The sequence below is a fragment of the Streptomyces aurantiogriseus genome, assembly GCF_014649375.1.
Taxonomy (GTDB): domain Bacteria; phylum Actinomycetota; class Actinomycetes; order Streptomycetales; family Streptomycetaceae; genus Streptomyces; species Streptomyces aurantiogriseus.
The window spans coordinates 50,537-72,988 of record NZ_BMSX01000008.1 but is presented as its reverse complement, the minus strand read 5'-3'; the positions used below and the strand labels follow the sequence as shown (position 1 = coordinate 72,988).

18 protein-coding genes and 1 pseudogene are annotated in these 22,452 nt (G+C 70.6%); 5 read left to right on the top strand and 14 right to left on the bottom strand.

All coding sequences use genetic code 11. From position 1 onward, the window contains the following. Positions 1-47 precede the first annotated feature (47 nt). From IE263_RS18540 to hrcA, 6 genes are all read right to left on the bottom strand, one after another. The gene (locus IE263_RS18540) at positions 48-473 is read right to left on the bottom strand and encodes a hypothetical protein (protein WP_373312005.1); all 426 of its coding nucleotides are present in this window, start codon (positions 471-473) and stop codon (positions 48-50) included. 244 nt (positions 474-717) lie between these two features. Further along, the gene (locus IE263_RS18535; RefSeq protein WP_189937803.1) at positions 718-1,110 is read right to left on the bottom strand and encodes a VOC family protein; all 393 of its coding nucleotides are present in this window, start codon (positions 1,108-1,110) and stop codon (positions 718-720) included. 39 nt (positions 1,111-1,149) lie between these two features. Next, the gene (locus IE263_RS18530; RefSeq protein ID WP_189937800.1) at positions 1,150-1,896 is read right to left on the bottom strand and encodes a 16S rRNA (uracil(1498)-N(3))-methyltransferase; all 747 of its coding nucleotides are present in this window, start codon (positions 1,894-1,896) and stop codon (positions 1,150-1,152) included. Continuing rightward, positions 1,893-3,029, bottom strand: a complete 1,137-nt coding sequence (locus IE263_RS18525) for a nitronate monooxygenase (protein WP_189937798.1) — start codon at positions 3,027-3,029, stop codon at positions 1,893-1,895. Before IE263_RS18525 ends, IE263_RS18530 begins: the two co-directional genes overlap by 4 nt. 136 nt (positions 3,030-3,165) lie before the next feature. Further along, positions 3,166-4,302: a molecular chaperone DnaJ gene (gene dnaJ / locus IE263_RS18520; protein WP_189937796.1), complete on the bottom strand. Its 1,137-nt coding sequence runs from the start codon at positions 4,300-4,302 to the stop codon at positions 3,166-3,168. Continuing rightward, on the bottom strand, positions 4,303-5,319 hold the full coding sequence (gene hrcA / locus IE263_RS18515; RefSeq protein ID WP_189937794.1) for a heat-inducible transcriptional repressor HrcA: 1,017 nt from the start codon (positions 5,317-5,319) through the stop codon (positions 4,303-4,305). Positions 5,320-5,482: 163 nt separating this feature from the next. On the opposite strand from hrcA, the gene IE263_RS18510 reads away from it, so the two are divergent. Continuing rightward, on the top strand, positions 5,483-6,226 hold the full coding sequence (locus IE263_RS18510; RefSeq protein WP_189937793.1) for an MBL fold metallo-hydrolase: 744 nt from the start codon (positions 5,483-5,485) through the stop codon (positions 6,224-6,226). A gap of 31 nt (positions 6,227-6,257) precedes the next feature. Beyond that, positions 6,258-7,073 (top strand): DUF3097 domain-containing protein, encoded by an 816-nt coding sequence (locus IE263_RS18505; protein ID WP_189937791.1) that lies wholly within the window; start codon positions 6,258-6,260, stop codon positions 7,071-7,073. Here IE263_RS18505 and IE263_RS18500 read toward each other — a convergent pair. The 3 genes from IE263_RS18500 to IE263_RS18490 form a co-directional block, all read right to left on the bottom strand. Beyond that, the gene (locus IE263_RS18500) at positions 7,051-7,620 is read right to left on the bottom strand and encodes a Uma2 family endonuclease (protein WP_229911044.1); all 570 of its coding nucleotides are present in this window, start codon (positions 7,618-7,620) and stop codon (positions 7,051-7,053) included. The genes IE263_RS18505 and IE263_RS18500 overlap by 23 nt on opposite strands. A gap of 67 nt (positions 7,621-7,687) precedes the next feature. Next, positions 7,688-8,920, bottom strand: a complete 1,233-nt coding sequence (hemW, locus tag IE263_RS18495; RefSeq protein ID WP_189937789.1) for a radical SAM family heme chaperone HemW — start codon at positions 8,918-8,920, stop codon at positions 7,688-7,690. 85 nt (positions 8,921-9,005) lie between these two features. Continuing rightward, positions 9,006-10,946: a SpoIIE family protein phosphatase gene (locus IE263_RS18490; RefSeq protein WP_189937787.1), complete on the bottom strand. Its 1,941-nt coding sequence runs from the start codon at positions 10,944-10,946 to the stop codon at positions 9,006-9,008. A gap of 287 nt (positions 10,947-11,233) precedes the next feature. Here IE263_RS18490 and IE263_RS18485 point away from each other — a divergent pair, with 287 nt between their 5' ends. Together IE263_RS18485 and IE263_RS18480 are read left to right on the top strand one after the other, a co-directional pair. After that, positions 11,234-15,295, top strand: a complete 4,062-nt coding sequence (locus tag IE263_RS18485) for a HAMP domain-containing protein (protein ID WP_229911063.1) — start codon at positions 11,234-11,236, stop codon at positions 15,293-15,295. After that, a complete protein-coding gene (locus tag IE263_RS18480; RefSeq protein WP_189937783.1) occupies positions 15,285-15,740 on the top strand; it encodes a response regulator in 456 nt (151 codons plus the stop codon). The genes IE263_RS18485 and IE263_RS18480 overlap by 11 nt, the downstream gene beginning before the upstream one ends. A 98-nt stretch (positions 15,741-15,838) precedes the next feature. On the opposite strand, the gene IE263_RS18475 is transcribed toward IE263_RS18480, so the two are convergent. Together IE263_RS18475 and lepA are read right to left on the bottom strand one after the other, a co-directional pair. Next, positions 15,839-17,713, bottom strand: coding sequence for an AMP-dependent synthetase/ligase (locus tag IE263_RS18475; RefSeq protein ID WP_189937781.1), 1,875 nt, complete (start codon positions 17,711-17,713; stop codon positions 15,839-15,841). A 199-nt stretch (positions 17,714-17,912) separates the two neighbouring features. Continuing rightward, entirely contained in the window at positions 17,913-19,781 is a 1,869-nt protein-coding gene (lepA, locus tag IE263_RS18470; RefSeq protein ID WP_189937779.1) for a translation elongation factor 4, read from the bottom strand. Between the two features lie 221 nt (positions 19,782-20,002). Between lepA and rpsT the strand changes: the two genes are divergently transcribed. Then, positions 20,003-20,269: a 30S ribosomal protein S20 gene (gene rpsT, locus IE263_RS18465; protein ID WP_189937777.1), complete on the top strand. Its 267-nt coding sequence runs from the start codon at positions 20,003-20,005 to the stop codon at positions 20,267-20,269. Between the two features lie 221 nt (positions 20,270-20,490). Here the strand turns inward: rpsT and IE263_RS18460 are convergent. The 3 genes and pseudogenes from IE263_RS18460 to IE263_RS18450 form a co-directional block, all read right to left on the bottom strand. Then, positions 20,491-20,796 (bottom strand): annotated as a pseudogene (locus IE263_RS18460) (nuclear transport factor 2 family protein); the annotation flags it as partial. A gap of 63 nt (positions 20,797-20,859) precedes the next feature. Further along, the gene (gene holA, locus IE263_RS18455; RefSeq protein WP_189937775.1) at positions 20,860-21,846 is read right to left on the bottom strand and encodes a DNA polymerase III subunit delta; all 987 of its coding nucleotides are present in this window, start codon (positions 21,844-21,846) and stop codon (positions 20,860-20,862) included. Positions 21,847-22,194: 348 nt separating this feature from the next. Beyond that, positions 22,195-22,440: a hypothetical protein gene (locus IE263_RS18450; protein WP_189937774.1), complete on the bottom strand. Its 246-nt coding sequence runs from the start codon at positions 22,438-22,440 to the stop codon at positions 22,195-22,197. Positions 22,441-22,452 lie beyond the last annotated feature (12 nt).

Sequence of the window (22,452 nt, the reverse complement as noted above, 5' to 3'; positions counted from 1 at the left end):
CAAGGACACGCGCCACGGTCAGGGGTTTCGATCACTTCCCGCCCTGCTCACTTGCCCTCGGCCCCGCAGTGCGTGGTCTCCTGGCACCAGACGGTCCTGGTGACGGTCACGGTGACCGTGGGCCGCCCCGGCTCGGCCGGCTGCCCGGAACCGGGCGGCTCGACGGGCGAGGGCGTGGCCGACTCGCAGTCCCCGAGCCCGCTCACCCGGAAGAGCTGCTTGTCCCCCACGTCCGCCCTCAGGTCCCCCCGCACACACGAGCCGTCGACCGCCCGCGTGACCTGCCCGGTGACCGTGATGTCCCGTCCGTCGCCGGTCTCCCCCTCGCAGTCGACGGACGCGACGGTCTCCACGCCGGCACTGCTCCCGTCGCTCCCGTCGTCCCCGTAGTCGGCGGTGCAGGTCAGCCACTGCACGTCCACGTCCCGCCGCTCGATCTCGGCCGTCGCCGTCTGATCGGTCGTGTACGCCACGGACGCGGCACTGACTCCACCCGGCTCACATGCCACCACTCCGCCGACGGCCACGGCCGCGAGCCCCGCCACAGCCACCGCGCGCATCCCGTACGGCCGGAGCCGAATCCGTCTCGAAGCCCCCATGAGAGGCAGCCTGCCACCGCCCCGGCGGGCGCGGTAGGGCACATACCGCCACTCCTCACCCACCCTCCACGGTGACCGAACGGGGGGTTGAACGGCGGGGAGCCGTGCCCGGCAGCCTTCAGCCGCGCAGCAGCAGCCACTCCTGGAGTTCCACGAGGTTGCCCTCCGGGTCCTTGAGGTGGGCGACGCGCATGCGGTCGGTCAGGTGGGCGGGGCCGTGCAGGAGGGTGGCGCCACGGGCGGTGATCTGCGCGCAGTGGGCGTCCAGGTCGTCGACGCGCAGCGCCACCAGGGAACGGTGGCCGCTGGCCCGCTCGCCCACTTCCCCGAGCACCTCCGCCATCATCGCCCGGTCCTGGATGGCGATCCCCGCCGAACCGGTCGCGGGAGAGAACTTCTCGTACGGTCCCTGCTCGGCCCCCGACTGTGGCTTGAGGCCGAGGACATCGGCATAGAAGTGGTAGCAGGCGGCGAAGTCCGTGACCAGCAGCCGCACTTGGGCGAGTTCCACGGTGTCCTCCCGAAGGCAGACGGACAGGGGCGGGTCAGGTCAGGACCAGCGGCCGGTCCGTCCCAGGATCAGAGCGGCGGCCGCCGTCCCGGCGGTCGAGGTGCGCAGCACGCTCCGCCCCAGCCGGTACGCCTTGGCGCCGGCCTCCTCGAAGAGCGCCAACTCGTCGGGGGAGACGCCCCCTTCGGGGCCGACGACGAGCACGATTTCGCCCTCGGTGGGGAGTTGGGCGGTGGCGAGCGGCTCGCTGCCGTAGTCGCGGTCCTCGTGGAGTACGGCGGCGAAGTCGGCCCGGGCGAGAAGTGCCGCGACCTGCTTGCTGGTCGCCGCGTCGGCGACGTCGGGAAAGCGGACCCGGCGGGACTGCTTGCCGGCCTCGCGGGCGGTGGCCCGCCACTTGGCAAGGGCCTTCAGCCCGCGCTCGCCCTTCCACTGCGTGACGCAGCGGGACGCGGCCCACGGCACGATCGCGTCGACGCCGGTCTCGGTCATCGTCTCGACGGCCAGCTCACCGCGGTCGCCCTTGGGCAGGGCCTGCACGACGGTGATCCGCGGCGACTCGGCAGGTTCCTCCACCACATCCTTCAGACTCACCACCAGCCGGTCCTTGCCCTCGGCGGCGACGACCTCGCCCTCGGCCCAGCGCCCGGCCCCGTCGGTGAGCACGACCGCCTCACCGGCCCGCAGCCGCTTGACGGAGACGGCGTGCCGTCCCTCGGGCCCGTCCAGCACGAACTCGGAGCGACCGGCAGGAAGCTCCTCGACGACGAAGACGGGCGCGGTCATCGGTCACCGTCCTCGCCGGCGGTGCCACCGCCCGACAACGCGGCCCGCGCCGCGTCGGCCTCGGCCACCAGCACCTCCACCAGCTGCCCGGCCGGCAGCTCGCGGGCCATCCGGTGCCCCTGCCCCGCCCACAGCGCCATGCCCTGCGCGTCACCCGCCTTGGCGGCGGCCTTGCGCAGCGGTGAGGTGAGGTGGTGGACCTCCGGGTAGGCGGCGGGCGCGTACGGGCCGTGCTCGCGCAGGAAGCGGTTGACCAGACCGCGCGCCGGGCGGCCGGAGAAGGCGCGGGTCAGCTCGGTGCGCACGAAGAGGGGGTCGGTCAGCGCCTGCTTGTGCACGGCGGCCGCGCCGGACTCGGGCGTCGCCAGGAACGCCGTGCCCATCTGGGCCGCGCTCGCGCCGGCCGCGAGGACCGCGGCGATCTGGCTGCCGCGCATGATGCCGCCGGCGGCGACGAGCGGCAGGCTCACGGCCTCCCGGACCTGGGCGAGCAGCGAGAGCAGCCCGATACCGGAGCCGTCGTTCTCCGGGATGTCCCGGTGGGTGCCCTGGTGTCCGCCGGCCTCCACGCCCTGCACGATCACCGCGTCCGCGCCCGCGCGCTCCACGGCGAGGGCCTCCTCGGCGGTGGTCGCGGTGACGAGCGTGAACGTTCCGGCGCGGCGCAGGGCGTCCAGCACGTCCCGCTGGGGCACACCGAAGTGGAAGGACACCACCGGTACCGGGTTGTCCAGCAGCACCGCCAGCTTGACGTCGTAACCGTCGTCCCGGCCGCTGTCCGGGTCCCCCAGCTCCGTCTCGTACCAGGCGGCCTCACCGGCCAGCTGGTGGGCGTACACCTCGACGGCCCCGGCATCGAAGGGCGCGGAGCCGGCCGCTCCGGTGGAGCCGGTGCTTGCACCGGGGTACTCCGGCTGCGGCATGAACAGGTTCACCCCGAAGGGCCGGGCGGTGAGCCCCCGCAGCTGCTTGATCTCCTGGTACATGCCGTCGGCGGTCTTGTACCCGGCGGCCAGGAACCCGAGCCCACCGGCCTCGGACACGGCGGCGGCGAGCCGCGGGACGGAGACGCCGCCCGCCATGGGGGCCTGCACGATCGGGTGAGGGAAGAGATCGGTCAGCGCGGAGGACATGACGGCATGTTGTCACGTCCTCCGAACAAGTCCGAATCGGGCCGTCCCCCTGGCATACGCCAAGTGGAACCAGCCCTCCGGGGATGGGACGGGTAGGGGCGGCGGGGGCGGGAACAGCCGCCCACAGCCACCCCCGTCAACGCCCGTTGAACGCGTCCTTCAGCCGCGAGAACAGCCCCTGCTGCCCCGGCTGGAACTGCCCCTGAGGCCGCTCCTCACCCCGCAGCTTCGCCAGCTCGCGCAGCAGTCGCTCCTGCTCGGGGTCGAGCTTCGTCGGAGTCTGGACCTCGACATGCACGACCAGGTCACCCCGCCCGCCACCGCGCAGGTGCGTCACACCGCGCCCGTGCAGCGGAATCGACTGACCGGACTGCGTCCCGGGCCGGATGTCGACCTCCTCCAGCCCGTCCAGCGTCTCCAGCGGCACCTTCGTACCGAGCGCCGCCGCGGTCATCGGAAGGGTGACCGTGCAGTGCAGATCGTCCCCGCGCCGCTGGAACATCGGATGCGGCAGCTCATGGATCTCGACGTACAGGTCACCGGCGGGACCGCCGCCCGGCCCGACCTCGCCCTCACCGGCGAGCTGGATCCGGGTGCCGTTGTCGACACCGGCCGGAATCTTCACGGTCAGCGTCCGCCGCGACCGCACCCGCCCGTCGCCCGCGCACTCCGGGCACGGCGTGGGCACCACGGTCCCGAAGCCCTGGCACTGGGGACACGGCCGCGAGGTCATGACCTGGCCCAGGAAGGACCGCGTCACCTGCGACACCTCACCGCGCCCGCGGCACATGTCGCACGTCTGGGCGGTGGTGCCCGGCGCCGCGCCCTCGCCGCTGCAGGTGGCGCAGACGATCGCCGTGTCGACCTGGATGTCCTTGGTCGTGCCGAAGGCCGCCTCGTCGAGCTCGACCTCCAGCCGGATCATCGCGTCCTGGCCGCGCCGCGTGCGCGACCGCGGGCCCCGCTGGGACGCCGTACCGAAGAAGGCGTCCATGATGTCGGAGAAGTTGCCGAAGCCACCGGCCCCGAAGCCGCCCGCGCCGGCGCCGCCGGCCTGCGAGAGCGGGTCACCGCCGAGGTCGTAGACCTGCTTCTTCTGCGGGTCCGACAGCACCTCGTAAGCGGCGTTGATCTCCTTGAACCGCTCCTGGGTCTTCGGATCCGGGTTGACGTCCGGGTGCAGCTCGCGGGCGAGCCGCCGGAAGGCCTTCTTGATCTCTTCCTGCGACGCGTCGCGGCGCACGCCGAGAACGGCGTAGTAGTCCGTGGCCACTTACGACTCCGCCAGGATCTGTCCGACGTACCGTGCCACTGCGCGTACCGCTCCCATCGTTCCCGGGTAATCCATGCGGGTCGGTCCGACCACGCCGAGCTTGGCGACTGCCTCGCCGCCCGAACCGTAGCCGACCGACACCACGGAAGTGGAGTTGAGCCCCTCATAGGCGTTCTCGTGCCCGATGCGCACGGTCATGCCCGAATCCCCCGCCTCGCCCAGGAGCTTGAGGAGCACGACCTGCTCCTCCAGGGCCTCCAGGACGGGCCGGATGGTGAGAGGGAAGTCATGTCCGAAGCGGGTGAGATTGGCGGTGCCGCCGATCATCAGCCGCTCCTCGTTCTCCTCGACGAGGGTCTCCAGCAGGGTGGAGAGCACCGTCGAGACCGTGCCGCGGTCCTCCGCCTCGAAGGCGTCCGGCAGGTCCTCCACCAGACGCGGCACGTCCGTGAACCGGCGGCCCGCGACCCGGCTGTTCAGCCGCGCGCGTAGATCCGCCAGCGAGGTCTCGCCGAACGGCGCCGGGCAGTCCACCATCCGCTGCTCGACCCGCCCGGTGTCCGTGATCAGCACGAGCATCAGGCGCGCGGGCGCGAGCGAGAGCAGTTCCACGTGCCGCACGGTGGACCGGGTCAGCGACGGGTACTGCACGACGGCGACCTGCCGGGTGAGCTGGGCGAGCAGCCGTACCGTCCGCGCCACGACGTCGTCGAGGTCGACGGCGCCGTCGAGGAAGTTCTGGATGGCCCGCCGCTCGGGGGCCGTCATCGGCTTGACGCCGGCCAGCTTGTCGACGAACAGCCGGTAGCCCTTGTCGGTGGGGATGCGCCCGGCGCTGGTGTGCGGCTGGGCGATGTACCCCTCGTCCTCGAGGGCCGCCATGTCGTTACGGACCGTGGCCGGGGAGACGCCGAGGTTGTGCCGCTCGGTGAGCGCCTTGGAGCCCACCGGCTCCTCGGTGCCCACGTAGTCCTGGACGATGGCGCGCAGTACCTGGAGCCGTCGTTCACTCAGCATGCGCACACACCTCCAGAAAGTCGTCCCCTTGGCGCCTTGCCCTGGCACTCTTCACTTCCGAGTGCCAGCGTCCCCGGCCCAGTGTACGGCCGTGGGGCACGCCCTGGGCAAGGTCGGTCCCGTCGCACCGTGCCCGGGGAGGTTGTCCCGCTAGCGTCGCCGTATGACGGTGACTTGGGAAGAGCTCGGGTGGGAACGGGTCGCGACGGGCGTCGGGCGGTGCCGCCTGCCGGTGTGGGACTGCACGGTCGGGCTGGTCGTCGGGCACGAGGCGGCGCTGATGGTGGACGCGGGCTCCAGCCTCGCGGAGGGGGCGCGGCTGCGTATGCAGGCGGAGGAGCTGGCGGGTCACCGTGTGACCCATCTCGCGCTCACGCATCCCCACTTCGACCATGTCTTCGGGGCGGCGGCGTTCGCGGGCGCGGAGGTGTTCGCGGCGGTGGGCGCGGAGTCGGTGCTCACGCGCAAGGGCCTCGGGGCCGAGGAGCTGCGCGCGGACGCGGTACGCAACGGCCTGGACGAGACGGCGGCGACGGAGGCCGTGGACACGCTCGTCCGGCCCCGCCATCTGGTGTCCGGCGAGTGGACGCTCGACCTGGGCGACGGCCGGCAGGTCCTGCTGGCGAACGTGGGCCCCGGCCACACGGCGCACGACCTGGCGGTCCTCGTCCCCGGAGGCCCCGGCTCACCGGAGGTGGTGTTCTGCGGCGACCTGGTCGAGGAGTCCGGCGAACCCCAGGCCGGCCCCGACGCCGTACCGTCCCACTGGCCGGCCGCTCTGGACCGCCTCCTCGACTTCGGCGGCGAGGACGCGCTGTACGTGCCCGGTCACGGCGCGGTGGTGGACGCGGCGTTCGTCCGGGCGCAGCGGGACGCGCTGGCGGCGCGTTTCGGCGTGTCGTCGTGATCGCGCCCCGGCTTCTCCTATCGTCATCCGAATGCGCCAGTACTCCGCCGACCTGACCCCTCCGTGGAAGAAGCCGAAGCCCGTCCCCGAGGTCCCGGCGGAGCCCGGCCTGGTGGTGGAGGAGCCCGGCACCGGTTTCTGCGGCGCGGTGATCCGCTGCGAGGCGGGCACGGTCACCCTGGAGGACCGCTTCGGCAAGCACCGCGTGTTCCCGCTGGAGCCGCGCGGTTTCCTTCTGGAGGGCCGGGTGGTGACGCTGGTCCGTGCGTCGTCGGGTGGTCCGGTACGACCCACCCGTACCGCGTCCGGTTCGGTCGCCGTCCCCGGCGCCCGCGCCCGCGTGGCCCGCGCCGGCCGCATCTACGTCGAGGGCCGGCACGACGCCGAACTGGTCGAGAAGGTCTGGGGCGACGACCTGCGCATCGAGGGCGTGGTCGTGGAGTACCTGGAGGGCGTGGACGACCTGCCGTCGATCGTGGCGGACTTCGCCCCGGGCCCGGACGCGAGACTGGGCGTCCTCGTGGATCACCTGGTGCCGGGTTCCAAGGAGTGGCGCATTGCCGAGTCGGTGACGAGCGAACACGCGCTGGTGGTGGGCCACCCGTACATCGACATCTGGGAGGCGGTGAAGCCGTCGTCCCTGGGCATCGAGGCATGGCCGCGCGTGCCGAAGGGACAGGACTGGAAGACGGGGGTGTGCCGGGCGCTGGGGTGGCCGTCGGAGAACACCGGGGCGGTGTGGCAGGCGATTCTGGCGCAGGTGGGGTCTTACAGGGACCTGGAGCCGGAGCTGTTGGGGCGGGTGGAGGAGTTGATCGACTTCGTTACGGCCGGCGGTGGGGCTTGACGTTGCTGAAGGTGCCGAATCCGGTGGTGTCGAGCTCGATGCCGAGATGCTCCATCGGGACCGGGCAGCCGAACTTGCTCGTCCGTTGCACCTGGTACTCGGCTTCCTCGCCGGTGCCCTCGGGCTCGGTGAACAGAACGCAGTGCGCCATGATCGGGTCGATGATCAGGTAGACGGGCACGCCGCTCGCCGCATACATCGCGCGCTTGACCCCGTAATCGCGATCCGCGCTGGTCTTGGAGACGACCTCCACCAACGCCGTGACAACCTCCGCGGGCATGTACGTCCCTTGATCCGGACCAGCCCCGCGCTCGATCACCACCAAGTCGGGCACGGGCGCGCTGACGTCGGCGAGCATGTCGACGCACTGGGTCTGGAGCCGGGACCAAGGCTCGCGGGGGATCTGATCCACCGCCTCCATCACGTTGCCGTTGTGCACCAGATCAGAGCTGCCCGACAGCACGATCTCCCCTCGCAGAAGCTCGGCTCTGACGCTCTCGGGCGGTTCGAGCTCCTCAAAGAACTTGATCACCGCGAGGTCGTTCACAGCGACACGGTACGAATTCAGGGGCCACCCGAACCGGGTTCCGGTACCGATTCACCCGCCGGAGTGATCAGTCCACCAAGTCCCTGACCACCGCATCCGCCAGCAACCGCCCCCGCAAGGTCAGCGCCGCACGCCCCTCCGCATACGGCCCCTCCTGCAACAGCCCCTCCGAAAGCGCCCGCCGAGAAGCCGCCAGCCCTTCCTCCCGCAGCAACGACAACGGCACCCCCTCCCGAAGCCGCAGCTCCAACAGGATCCGCTCCACCCTGCGGTCCTCCTCCGACAGGAGCTCGCGCCCGGCCCCCGGCGACCGCCCCGCCGCCAGGGCCGCCGCGTAGGCCCCCGGATGCTTGACGTTCCACCAGCGCACCCCGCCCACGTGCGAGTGCGCTCCCGGCCCCGCGCCCCACCAGTCCGCGCCCCGCCAGTACAGCTCGTTGTGCAGGCAGCGGGCGGACTCCGACGTCGCCCAGTTCGAGACCTCGTACCAGTCGAAGCCCGCCTCCGACAGCACCGATTCCGCGATCAGGTACCGGTCCGCGTGCACGTCGTCGTCGGTCATCGGGACCTCACCCCGCCGGATACGGCGGGCCAGCTGCGTGCCCTCCTCGACGATCAGGGCGTACGCGCTGATGTGATCCGGCCCGGCACTCAGCGCCGCCTCCAGCGACGCCCTCCAGTCGTCGTCCGACTCCCCCGGGGTCCCGTAGATCAGGTCCAGGTTCACATGCTCGAAGCCCGCCGCCCGGGCCTCCGCCACGCACGCCTCGGGGCGGCCGGGCGTGTGTGTGCGGTCCAGCACGCGCAGCACATGCTGCTTCGCACTCTGCATGCCGAAGGAGATCCGGTTGAAGCCGCCCTGGCGGAGGGTCGCCAGATACGCCGGGTCCACCGACTCCGGGTTCGCCTCGGTCGTGATCTCCGCGTCCGGCGCCAGCCCGAACTCGTCGCGGATCGCCCCCAGCATCCGTACGAGATCGTCGGCCGCCAGCAGGGTCGGCGTACCGCCGCCGACGAAGACCGTGCGGACCTCGCGCGGGTCGTCGCCGAGGACCTTGCGAGCCAGGCGGATCTCGTCGATCAGCGTGTCGGCGTAATTGTCCCGGGAGGCTAGGACACCACCCGTGCCGCGCAGTTCCGTGGCGGTGTAGGTGTTGAAGTCGCAGTAGCCGCAGCGGGTCGCGCAGTAGGGGACGTGCAGATAGAAGCCGAGGGGGCGGTCGGCGGCCCCGGCGAGCGCGGACGCGGGCAGCGCACCGTCGGCGGGGACGGGCTCGCCGTCGGGGAGTGCGGAAGGCATGTGTTCCATTGTCCCGTACGTCCGCACCCACCCCTGCGGCTCCGCTGTGACCTGCGCTTTCCGCTGCGTCGGAAGGGACTGAGCCCTACTGCGCCGGAAGGGACTCCGCCTGCAGCACCAGCAGCGCCAGATCGTCCTCCGGCGGCTGTCCCCCGAACTCGTGCACCAGCCTCCGGATGCGCTCGGCGATCAGGTCCGCGTCCAGCCCCGCGCAGCCGGCCAGTGCGGTGGCGAGGCCGTCGCCGTCGTCGAACTGGCGGGAGCCCGAGCGCCGCTCGGTGACGCCGTCGGTGACGCACAGGAGGCTGTCGCCGGGGCGCAGGTCCAGGGTCTCGCTGGTGTAGGTGGCGTCCTCGATGACCCCGAGGAGGGTCTGGGGCTGCGCGGCCGTGGTGACGCCGCCGTCGGGGCCGAGCAGCAGCGGTAGGGGGTGGCCGGCCGAGGCGAGGGTGCAGCGGATGCCGCCCGCGAAGGGGGCCAGCTCGCCGTAGAGGAGAGAGAGGAAACGGGTCTGCGGGCCGTCGCCGGGTCCCGCGGGGCCGACGAACGCGCGGGCGGCGGCGTCGGCGGCCTCGGTGGCGTCGTCGAGGAGGAGCTGGTTGAGGCGGTCGAGGACGTCGGCGACGCCGTAGCCCTCGCGGGCCAGCAGCCGCAGCCAGGGGCGGGCCAGACCGATGACGACGGCCGCCTCCGGGCCCTTGCCCTGCACGTCGCCCACCGCGAAGCACCAGCGTCCGTCGCCCGCCGGGAACAGGTCGTAGAAGTCGCCGCTGGGCCCGCCCTGCTCACGTGGCTCGTAGACGAGGGCGCTGCGCACCCCCGGGATCTCGGCGACCGCGCCGGGCAGCAGTCCACGCTGCAGGACGGCGCTGATGGTGGCCTGGCGGGCGTACTGGCGGGCCGCGCCGATGGCGAGCGCGACCCGGCGGCCGAGATCCTCGACGAGCCCGGTGACCTCGTCGGGGAAGCGCAGCAGTCCGGTTCGCCCGATGACGAGCGTGCCGAGGGGACGGCCGCCGGCGATCAGCCGGTAGGCGAGGGCGGCGCCGTGCGGGCCGAGCGCGGTGGCGGGCCAGGGATGGGCGGCGGGCCCGGAGCGCAGGTCGTCGGGCGGGTGCGGCGGGTCCTTCTCCAGGGCCCGGCGCAGCTCCTCGATGTGGTTCTCGCTGATGTGCCAGACGCGGGCCAGCCGCGGCCCGGGCCCGCCCCCGCCGCCGCCCCAGCCTCCCGCGCTCTGGTGGACGGCCCCCCAGCGCCCGCTGAGCTCGTCCTCCAGCCACACCGCGCACCAGTCGGCGAGACGCGGCACGAGCAGCTGGCCGGTGAGCGCAGCGACCAGGTCCTCGTCGAGCTGGCCCGCGAGCAGGTCGGAGGCCTCGGCGAGGAAGGAGAGGGCGCCCCGGCCCAGCCAGTCCCCGTCACGGACGGAGCTGTGCGGCTCGGGGGCGAGGGCCTCGGCGAAGGTGAGGGAGGAGGCGGGAGTGCCGTCGGCGGCGCAGGGCTCCGGGAGCTGCGCCTCCTCGTGCGCCCCGCAGGGCACCAGCCGCGCCCACACCGTCTTCGTCCCCCTGCGGTACGTCACCCCCCATGCCTCGGCCAGCGTCGCGACCAGCCGCAGACCGCGGCCGTACTCGGGTGTCTCGTACGGCGTCTCGGGGGTGCCGTCGCGTGGCGCGCGGGAGGGGTGGTGGTCGGTGACCTCCACGACGACAGCGCAGGTCTCGGGCTCCTCCTCCAGCCGGCAGACCAGGTCGACATCGGTGCCGGCGTGCACGACGGCGTTGGTGACCAGCTCGCTGACGACGAGTATCGCGTCCTCGGCGAGGTCCATGAGGTTCTCGGTGCCGGGCAGGCCCGGTTCGGCCCACTCCGTCAGCGCGGCGCGGACGAGGTCGCGGGCGGAGCCGGGGGCCAGGGAGCTGCCGGCGAGGGTCGCGCGGGTGTGCGGGTGCAGGTGTCCGCCCGCGTGCGCGGGCGCACCACCGGCACGGGACACGGTTTCCCGTTGCGTCGGAATGGCCCCCATGGACAGCTCCCCGAGCAGTCGGACGATTACGCCTCGGTCGATGCCGACAGAGTGACAGACTGGCCACGCCCATAAGCGCCGAGTTACCGAAGTGGGCCGTCATGAGTGAGAACAGTGCTTCGCATGTGCTCGAAGACGGACGGATTGAGACCGGGATCCGAGCAGACGGACAGACCGAGGCCGGAATCCGAACAGACGGGCGAGCCGACACCGGGATGCGGGCGGACGGACGGACCGGGACCGGGACGGGGATCCGGGCGTCCGAGCTCCGCCCGCTGCTCGCCGCGATGACCTCGGCCCGCGACGGCGACTTCACGAAGCTGCCGGAGACGGGCGAGGGGATCGTGGCCGAACTGACCGCGGTCTTCAACCAGATCCTCGACCGCAGCCTCCACTTCAACACCGAGGTCCGCCGTGTGAAACGCGAGCTGGTCCGCTACGGCCGCCTCGACGAGCGGCTCTCGGCGAGCCCGGGCCAGGGCGGCTGGACCTCGCGGGTGGACGACGTCAACCAGTTGCTGGACGCCCTGGTGGCCCCGGCGGCGAACGCGACGCGCGTCCTGGACGCGGTGGCCGGCGGTGACCTGACCCAGCGGGTCGATCTGCACGACGGCACCCGGCAGTTACGCGGCGATCTGCGCCGTCTGGGCCGGACCGTGAACAAGATGGTGGACCAACTCTCCCTGTTCACCGGCGAGGTGACCCGGGTGGCGCGGGAGGTCGGCACCGAGGGCCGGCTCGGCGGGCGCGCCAAGGTGCAGGGGCTGTCGGGCAGTTGGCGGGACGTGACCGAGGCGGTCAACACGATGGCCTCGCGGCTCACGGCGCAGGTGCGGGACATCGCCCTGGTGACGACGGCCGTGGCGCGCGGCGACCTCACGCGCACGGTGACCGTCGAGGCGACCGGCGAACTGCTCGAACTGAAGCTGACCGTGAACACGATGGTCGACCAGCTCTCGGCCTTCGCGGACGAGGTCACCCGGGTGGCCCGCGAGGTCGGCACCGAGGGCCAGTTGGGCGGCCGGGCGCAGGTCCGGGGCGTCTCCGGCGTCTGGAAGGACCTCACCGACAACGTCAACTTCATGGCGTCGAACCTCACTTCGCAGGTCCGCAACATCGCCCAGGTGACGACCGCCGTCGCCAACGGCGACCTGAGCCAGAAGATCACGGTGGACGCGCAGGGCGAGATCCTGGAGCTGAAGTCGACGATCAACACGATGGTGGACCAGCTGTCCGCCTTCGCCGACGAGGTCACCCGGGTGGCCCGCGAGGTCGGCACCGAGGGCAACCTCGGCGGGCGGGCCCAGGTCCGGGGCGTCAGCGGCGTGTGGAAGGACCTGACGGACAACGTCAACTTCATGGCCGACAACCTGACGTCGCAGGTCCGCAACATCGCGCTCGTGTCCACCGCCGTCGCCCAGGGCGACCTCGGCAAGAAGATCACGGTGGAGGCGAAGGGCGAGATCCTGGAGCTGAAGTCGACGATCAACACGATGGTGGACCAGCTGTCCGCCTTCGCCGACGAGGTCACCCGGGTGGCCCGCGAGGTCGGCACCGAGGGCAACCTCGGCGGGCAGGCGCAGGTCCGGGGCGTCTCCGGCGTCTGGAAGGACCTCACCGACAACGTCAACTTCATGGCGCTGAACCTGACGTCACAGGTGCGGAACATCGCCCAGGTGACGACGGCGGTGGCGAACGGCGACCTCTCGAAGAAGATCACCGTCGACGCCCGCGGGGAGATCCTGGAGCTGAAGGACACCGTCAACACGATGGTGGAGCAGCTGCGTGCCTTCGCCGACGAGGTGACCCGCGTGGCCCGCGAGGTCGGCACCGACGGCCGGCTCGGCGGACGGGCCCAGGTGCTGGGCGTCTCGGGGGTGTGGCGGGACCTGACGGACAACGTCAACTACATGGCGGACAACCTCACTTCGCAGGTCCGCAACATCGCGCAGGTGGCCACCGCCGTCGCCCAGGGCGACCTGTCGCGGAAGATCGACGTGGACGCGCGCGGCGAGATCCTGGAGCTGAAGACCACCATCAACACGATGGTCGACACGCTGTCCTCCTTCGCCTCCGAGGTCACCCGCGTGGCCCGCGAGGTGGGCTCCGAGGGCCAACTGGGCGGCCAGGCACGGGTGGAGGGCGTGTACGGCACCTGGAAGCGCCTGACGACGAACGTGAACGAGCTGGCCTCGAACCTGACCACCCAGGTCCGCGCCATCGCCGAGGTGGCCTCCGCGGTGGCCCAGGGCGACATGTCCCGCTCCATCACCGTGGAGACGCGGGGCGAGGTCGCCGAGCTGAAGGACAACATCAACCTGATGGTGGCCAACCTGCGCGAGACGACCCGCGCCAAGGACTGGCTGGAGTCCAACCTGGCCCGCCTGGCCGCGCTGATGCAGGGCCACCGGGACCTGATGGAGGTCGCCGACCTGATCCTGCGGGAGCTGACCCCGCTGGTGAACGCGCAGTACGGCGCCTTCTACCTGGCCGACCCGGAGGAGGACCCGGCCGTCCGCAGCACGGTCCCCGCCAAGGGCCTCGCCTTCATCGCCGGCTACGGCTCGGCGGAGGGCGCCACCGTCGAGACGGGCGGCCTGCCCGTGCACGGCCTCGTCCACCAGGCGGCCCGGGAGAAGAAGCGGATCCTGGTGGAGGGGGCCCCACCCGACTACATCAAGATCAACAGCGGTCTCGGCGAGGCCTCCCCGACCACCATCGTCATCATCCCGATCCTCTTCGAGGACAAGCTCCTCGGCGTCATCGAGCTGGCGTCCTTCTCCCGCTTCTCCGATGTGCACCTGGCCTTCTTCGACCAGTTCGTCAACACCATCGGTGTCGCGATCAACACGATCATCGCCAACTCCCGTACGGAGTCCCTGCTCGGCGAGTCCCAGCGCCTGGCGATGCAGCTCCAGGAACGCTCGGACGAACTCCAGAAGCAGCAGGCGGAGCTGCAGCACTCGAACGCCGAACTGGAGGAGAAGGCCGCCCTGTTGGCCACCAGCTCCCAGTACAAGTCGGAGTTCCTGGCCAACATGTCGCACGAGCTGCGCACACCCCTGAACTCCCTGCTGATCCTGGCCCGTCTCCTCTCGGACAACCCGGACGGCCATCTCTCCGACCAGGAAGTGCAGTTCGCGACGACGATCCATCGCTCGGGCTCCGACCTCCTCCAGCTGATCAACGACATCCTGGACCTGTCGAAGATCGAGGCGGGCCGGATGGACGTACGCCCGAAACGCCTGCCGCTCATCAAACTGCTCGACTACGTCCACGCGACCTTCCGCCCGCTCACCCTGGACCGAGGGCTCGCCTTCGAGGTGACGGTCGGGGAGGACGTACCGCGCGAGATGTACTCGGACGAGCAACGCCTCCAGCAGATCCTGCGCAACCTGCTCTCCAACGCGATCAAGTTCACCGCGAGCGGCCGGGTGGAGCTGCGCGTGAACCGCGTGCAGGACCCCGAGCACCGATGGGGGTCCCCCCGCTCGAGCGAAGCCGAGAGTGGGGGAGTCCAGGGCAGCGACGAGGTGATCGCGTTCGCGGTGTCCGACACCGGCATCGGCATCGCCCCCGAGAAACTCCCGGTGATCTTCGAGGCGTTCCAGCAGGCCGACGGCACGACGAACCGCAAGTACGGCGGCACGGGACTGGGCCTGTCCATCAGCCGCGAGATCGCGGGCCTGCTGGGCGGCCGTATCGTCGCGGAGAGCGAACCGGGCAGGGGCTCCACCTTCACCCTCTACGTCCCGGTCGTCAGCCCCGGCCACGCGGCCGCCGCCGCGGAACCGCAGCCTACGTCGGCGCCGCCCGCCGAACCCCTCACCGCCGGACACGACAACGACGACACATGGCCGGCCCCGACCAAGCTGGAGGCGTGGCGGGCGGGCCGCGCCGGTCAGGTCCTGCCCGGACGCCGGGTGCTGATCGTCGACGACGACATCCGCAACGTCTTCGCGCTCACCCATGTGCTGGGCCGCGTCGGCATGCCCGTCCTCTACGCCGAGAACGGCCGCGAGGGCATCGAGACGCTGGAGCGCAACCCGGACGTCGAACTCGTCCTGATGGACATCATGATGCCGGAGATGGACGGCTACGAGACGATCGCCGTGATCCGCCACACCCCCCGCTGGGCGGGCCTGCCCATCGTCGCCCTCACCGCCAAGGCGATGCCCGGCGACCGCGAGAAGTCCATCGCCCGCGGCGCCAACGACTACGTGCCCAAGCCGGTGGACGTCGACCGGCTGCTGACGGTCGTCTGCGCGCTCCTCGACCCCGAGGGCGCGGAGGGCGAGGAACCCGCCGACCGAATACCGACCGAGCAGGACGGTCACCATGAGGGCTGACGCCATGTCCGACCAGCGTGCCGCGATCCTCCTGGTCGACGACATGGAGGACAACCTGATCGCCCTGGAGGCCGTCCTCGCCTCCCTCAACCAGCCGCTCGTACGGGCACGTTCGGGCGAGGAGGCCCTGAAGGTCCTCCTGCGCCGCCGCATCGCCCTCGTCCTCCTCGACGTCCGCATGCCGGGCATGGACGGCTTCGAGACAGCCGCCAACATCAAACGCCTCGACCAGACGAAGCACGTCCCGATCATCTTCCTGACCGGCGCGGAGGACGACTCCGGCTACGCGTTCCGCGGCTATGCGACGGGCGCGGCGGACTACCTCACCAAGCCCTTCGACCCGTGGGTGCTGAGGGCGAAGGTGAGGGTGTTCCTGGAGTTGGACGAGCTGCGCACCGAGGTGAGGCAACTCCGTCAACTGATAAGCAAAGGGGAAGTGAAGTAACGAGAGGGGCGCGGGGCTGCGTCGATATGCGGCTCCGCCGCGATGGGGAGCGACCAGCCACAAGAAACCCGCAGCCGCCGCGAGTCCCCCGCCGCCCCCTACTTCTCGCGAGTCCCTTCGTACATCTCATCCAGCAAGTGCTGGTACTCCCGCTCCACAACCGGCCGCTTCAACTTCAGACTCGGCGTGATCTCCCCGTGCTCCACATCCAGATCCCGGGGAAGCAACCGGAACTTCTTGATCGTCTGCCACCGCTGGAGCCCGGAGTTGAGCTGCTCGACGTACCCCTCGATGAGGGAGACGGTCGCCGGAGCGGCGACCACCTCCGCGTACGACTTGCCACCCAGGCCGTTCTCCTCGGCCCACCCCAGGATGGACGCCTCGTCGAGGGCGATGAGCGCGGTGCAGAAGTTCCGGTCGGCGCCGTGGACGAGGATGTTGGAGACGTAGGGGCACACGGACTTGAACTGGCCCTCGACCTCGGTGGGCGCGATGTACTTGCCGCCGGAGGTCTTGAAGAGGTCCTTCTTGCGGTCGGTGATGCGCAGGTAGCCGTCGGGGGACAGTTCGCCGATGTCGCCGGTGTGGAACCAGCCGTCCGGCTCCAGCACCTCGGCGGTCTTCTCGGGCAGCTTGTGGTAGCCCTCCATGATGCCGGGGCCGCGCAGCAGGATCTCGCCGTCCTCGGCGATGCGCACCTCGGTGCCGGGCAGCGGCTTGCCGACCGTGCCGGTGCGGTAGGCCTCGCCGGGGTTGACGAAGGAGGCCGCGGAGGACTCCGTGAGGCCGTAGCCCTCCAGGATGTGGATGCCGGCGCCGGAGAAGAAGAAGCCGATCTCGGGGGCGAGCGCCACGGACCCGGAGACGCACGCCCGCAGGTTGCCGCCGAACGCCTCACGGATCTTCGCGTACACGAGCGCGTCGGCGACCTTGTGCTTGGCGCCGAGCCCGAACGGCACGGAGGCCGTCCCGGTGCGCCGGAAGTTGTCCTGCGCGACCTTGGCGTACTCGCGGGCGACCTCCGCGGCCCACTGGAAGATCTTGTACTTGGCGCCGCCGCCCGCCCGGGCCTTGTTCGCGATGCCGTTGTAGACCTTCTCGAAGATGCGCGGCACGGCCGCCATGTACGTCGGCTGGACGACCGGCAGGTTCTCGATGATCTTGTCGACGCGGCCGTCGACGGCGGTGACGTGGCCGACCTCGATCTGCCCGGAGGTCAGCACCTTGCCGAAGACGTGCGCGAGCGGCAGCCACAGGTACTGCACGTCCTCGCCGCTGATCAGCCCGGTCGCGGCGATCGCCTTCGCCATGTACGACCAGTTGTCGTGCGGGAGGCGCACACCCTTGGGACGGCCGGTGGTGCCGGAGGTGTAGATGAGCGTGGCGAGCTGGTCCTTGGTGATCGCGCCGACCCGCTTCTTGATCAGCTCGGGATCCTGCTCCAGACGGGCGGCACCGCGCTTCTCCAGCTCGTCGAGGGTGAGGATCCAGTCGGCGGTCTCCACACCGGCCGGGTCGATGACGACGACGTGGGTGAGGTCGGGCAGCTCGGCGCGCTTCTCCACCGCCTTGGCGAGCTGGGCCGCGTCCTCCGCGATCAGCACCCGGCTCTCGGAGTCGGAGAGGATGTACGCCGACTCGTCGGCGTTGGTCTGCGGGTAGACCGTCGTCGTCGCCGCGCCGGCGCACATGATGCCGAGGTCGGCGAGGATCCACTCGATCCGGGTGGCGGAGGCGAGCGCCACGCGCTGCTCGGGCTGCACGCCCAGTTCGATCAGACCGGCCGCGATGGCGTAGACCCGGTCGGCGGTCTGCGCCCAGCTCAGCGACTTCCAGTCGTCCGGACCCTGACCGGACGCGGCCGGCACGGGGTAGCGGTACGCCTCCCCGTCCGGCGTGGCCGACACGCGCTCCAGGAAGAGGCCCGCGACGGACGGCGGGCGGTTCTCGATCAGTGTCTGTGTGTCGCTCACGACATCCTCCGGGGCCCGCGACGATGCGGCTGGCTCAGTGCGGCTGTTGTTTAACTCGCGAGTAACTATCGAGCAGGGATCAGAGTAAAGGGCGACCGCCCGGCGCGTAAGGGGTCACGTACTGTCACTTTCTACAGACCACAGGCAGCGGGCCCGCCGCGCAACAGCGCGACGGGCCCGTGAACCGGCGCGAACGCGCTTACTTCTTGCCCTTGGCCGAGCTTCCGCTGTCGTCGCTGCTCAGCACGGCGATGAAGGCCTCCTGCGGAACCTCCACGGAGCCCACCATCTTCATCCGCTTCTTGCCTTCCTTCTGCTTCTCCAGCAGCTTGCGCTTACGGGAGATGTCGCCGCCGTAGCACTTGGCGAGGACGTCCTTGCGGATGGCGCGGATGGTCTCACGGGCGATCACCCGGGAGCCGATGGCGGCCTGGATCGGCACCTCGAAGGCCTGTCGCGGGATGAGCTCGCGCAGCTTGGCGACGAGCCGCACACCATAGGCGTAGGCGGCGTCCTTGTGGGTGATCGCCGAGAAGGCGTCCACCTTGTCGCCGTGCAGCAGGATGTCGACCTTGACCAGGCTGGAGGTCTGCTCGCCGGTGGGCTCGTAGTCCAGGGACGCATAACCACGCGTCTTCGACTTCAGCTGGTCGAAGAAGTCGAAGACGATCTCGGCGAGCGGGAGGGTGTAGCGGATCTCGACCCGGTCCTCGGAGAGGTAGTCCATGCCGAGCAGGGTGCCGCGCCGGGTCTGGCACAGCTCCATGATCGATCCGATGAACTCGGTCGGCGCCAGGATGGTGGCGCGCACGACCGGCTCGTACACCTCACTGATCTTCCCCTCAGGGAACTCGCTCGGGTTGGTGACGATGTGCTCGCTGCGGTCCTCCATGACCACGCGGTACACCACGTTGGGCGCGGTGGCGATCAGGTCGAGGCCGAACTCGCGCTCCAGCCGCTCGCGGATCACGTCGAGGTGGAGCAGGCCGAGGAAGCCGACGCGGAAGCCGAAGCCGAGGGCGGCGGAGGTCTCCGGCTCGTAGACGAGCGCGGCGTCGTTGAGCTGCAGCTTGTCCAGGGCCTCGCGCAGCTCCGGGTAGTCGGAGCCGTCCAGCGGATACAGACCGGAGAAGACCATCGGCTTCGGGTCCTTGTACCCGCCGAGCGCCTCGGTGGCGCCCTTCGCCTGGCTGGTGACGGTGTCACCGACCTTGGACTGACGGACGTCCTTCACCCCGGTGATGAGGTACCCCACCTCACCGACACCGAGGCCGTCGGCCGACAGCATCTCGGGCGAGTTGGTGCCGATCTCCAGCAGTTCGTGGGTGGCGCCCGTGGACATCATCTTGATGCGCTCACGCTTGTTGAGCTGCCCGTCGATGACACGGACGTACGTGACCACGCCCCGGTAGGAGTCGTACACGGAGTCGAAGATCATCGCGCGCGCGGGCGCGTCCTTGACGCCGACCGGTGCCGGGATCTCCCGTACGACCTTGTCCAGCAGCGCGTCGACGCCGACACCGGTCTTGGCGGAGACCCGCAGCACGTCGTCCGGCTCGCACCCGACGAGGTTCGCCAGCTCCTCGGCGAACTTCTCCGGCTGCGCGGCCGGCAGGTCGATCTTGTTGAGTACGGGGATGATCGTGAGGTCGTTCTCCATCGCCAGGTAGAGGTTGGCGAGGGTCTGGGCCTCGATGCCCTGGGCGGCGTCGACGAGGAGGATGGTCCCCTCGCAGGCGGCGAGCGACCGCGAGACCTCGTAGGTGAAGTCGACGTGCCCCGGGGTGTCGATCATGTTGAGGATGTGCGTGTTCCCCGGGTCCTGGGTGGGAGCCCACGGCAGACGCACCGCCTGGGACTTGATCGTGATACCACGCTCACGCTCGATGTCCATGCGGTCGAGGTACTGAGCACGCATCTGCCGCTGCTCGACCACACCGGTCAGCTGGAGCATCCGGTCGGCGAGCGTGGACTTGCCGTGGTCGATGTGCGCGATGATGCAGAAATTGCGGATCAGAGCCGGGTCGGTACGGCTCGGCTCGGGCACATTGTTAGGGGTCGCGGGCACGCAGGGTCCTGTCTCTTGAGGCGCCTTATGCCTCGGGTCGGATCGATACGTAGGTTCCATGGTCCCACGGGCGGCGACCGGGGACCGGTTTGGGCCACTGACCGGGCCACTGGTAGCCTGGGTGGCTGTGCCTCATGCCCTCTCAGCGCGAGGCACTTCTTCAAGAAATCACCGGTACGGGTCCCGTGCGGCCTCGTACCAGAACCTGCAAAGGCTCTTTCGTGGCGAACATCAAGTCCCAGATCAAGCGGATCAAGACCAACGAGAAGGCTCGGCTGCGCAACAAGGCCGTCAAGTCCTCCCTGAAGACCGCGATCCGCAAGGCCCGTGAGGCCGCCGCCGCGGGTGACCTCGAGAAGGCCACCGAGCTGCAGCGCGCTGCCGCGCGTCAGCTCGACAAGGCCGTCTCCAAGGGTGTCATCCACAAGAACCAGGCCGCCAACAAGAAGTCGGCGCTTGCTTCCAAGGTCGCATCCCTCAAGGGCTGAACCTCTTCTTGATCTGACCGGATCCCCCGGGATCCGACGCGCCGGAAGGACCCAGGGCGGGCCCTCTCTCATCCGCTCCCGACCGGCCCCACGAGCTCATACGCGGCCTGCGTTCGCCACGCGGGTATGAGCTCACCCGCTTGAACCGAAGGCCTCGGTGCCCAGCCCTTCCCCAGGGCGGTCACCGGGGCCTTCGGCGTGCCTGAGCGGCCCACCGCTGATCAGGACCAGAAGTCGTTGCTCTTGTCGATGTCCTCGAGGCACTCGTCGAGGTCGCTGATCTTGTCTCCGACGATCCGGAAGACGATGCCTCCGTTCTCGTCGATGTGCTTGCTGCCCCGGTCGGCGGTGAAACGGTGCACGGAGACGGCGTGCCCTCGGCCGTCGACGAACACGTTGCGCAGCTCGACCCGGAACGACCCGTCGGTCTCCGAGGAGAGCCGGGTGTAGTAGTCGTTGATGATCGAGTCGATCCCCTTGAAGTCCCCCGACAGGGGGTGGGAGCCCGGTACATGGTGTGTACAGTCCCGGTCATCAGCCTGAGGTGGCGGATCTGAGGTGGCGGCCGTGGTGGGCGCCTTCGGTGCTGACTACCGTCCCCTGGACCGAGCCGCCCGCGCGATGGCCACCACGGCCTTCTCCAGGGCGTACTCGGGATCGTCCCCGCCGCCCTTCACACCCGCGTCGGCCTCGGCCACGGCCCGCAGGGCGACGGCCACCCCGTCCGGTGTCCAGCCCCGCATCTGCTGGCGCACCCGGTCGATCTTCCACGGCGGCATGCCCAGCTCCCGCGCGAGATCGGCCGGCCGGCCCCCGCGCGCGGAGGACAGCTTGCCGATCGCCCGTACGCCCTGGGCGAGGGCACTGGTGATCATCACGGGCGCGACGCCGGTGGCCAGCGACCAGCGCAGCGCCTCCAGCGCCTCGGCGGCCCGCCCCTCCACGGCCCGGTCGGCCACGGTGAAGCTCGACGCCTCGGCCCGCCCCGTGTAGTACCGCCCCACGACGGCCTCGTCGATGGTCCCCTCGACATCGGCGACCAGCTGGGACACGGCGGACGCCAGCTCCCGCAGATCACTGCCGATGGCATCGACGAGCGCCTGACAGGCCTCGGGCGTGGCGGACCGCCCGGTCGCCCGGAACTCCTGTCTCACGAAGGCCAGCCGGTCCGCCGGCTTGGTCATCTTCGGACAGGCCACCTCCCGCGCCCCGGCCTTGCGCGCGGCATCCAGCAGCCCCTTGCCCTTGGCCCCGCCCGCGTGCAGCAGCACCAGCGTGATCTCCTCGGCCGGCGCCGAGAGATATCCCTTCACGTCCTTGATCGTGTCGGCCGACAGATCCTGCGCATTGCGTACGACCACGACCTTGCGCTCCGCGAAGAGCGAGGGGCTGGTCAACTCGGCCAGCGTGCCGGGCTGGAGCTGCTCCGGGGTCAGGTCACGTACGTCCGTGTCGGCGTCGGCGGCCCTCGCGGCAGCCACCACCTCCTGCACGGCACGGTCGAGCAGAAGGTCCTCCTGCCCCACGGCAAGCGTCACCGCAGCAAGAGGGTCGTCATTTGCAGTCTTCCTGGCCATCGCCCCAAGCATGGCACGGCCCACTGACAACACGACCGACGTCCCGCCGTCTACTCGGCGCACCGCCATCCCCAGCTGCGAGCAATCGTGCCGCCGGGACCGCACGACCCCACCCACCTCCCTCAGCACACCGCCATCCCCAGCTGCGAGCAAGCACACCGCCAGGCCACACCACCCACCCCACCTCGCTCGGCACACCGCCGTCCGCAGCTGCGGGCAGTCGTGCCGCTGGGGCGGCACGGGTGGGCGCAGCGGCACCCCGCAAGCGCCGGGCTGCGCAACCCACCCCAGCACCAGCGCAGGACCACTCCCCACCGAGGCGACCTTCACGCACCACACAGAGCCGCCCTACGGCTCCTCCCACCACCCCTCCCACTCCCCTGCAAACGCATCCAACTCCCCGGGATCAAGCCGCCCCTCCTCGTCCCGCAACACCACCAGCCACTGCGCATCCTCCGCATCGTCCTCCCCGGCCAACGCGTCCCGGACGACCTGCGGCTCCTCCCGCACCCCGAACCGCTCCCCGAGGGCCTCGACCACCTCCTCGGCAGCGTCGCGGTCGGGCAGCACCAGCACATGTCTCACATCGCTCACGCGGCCATTTTC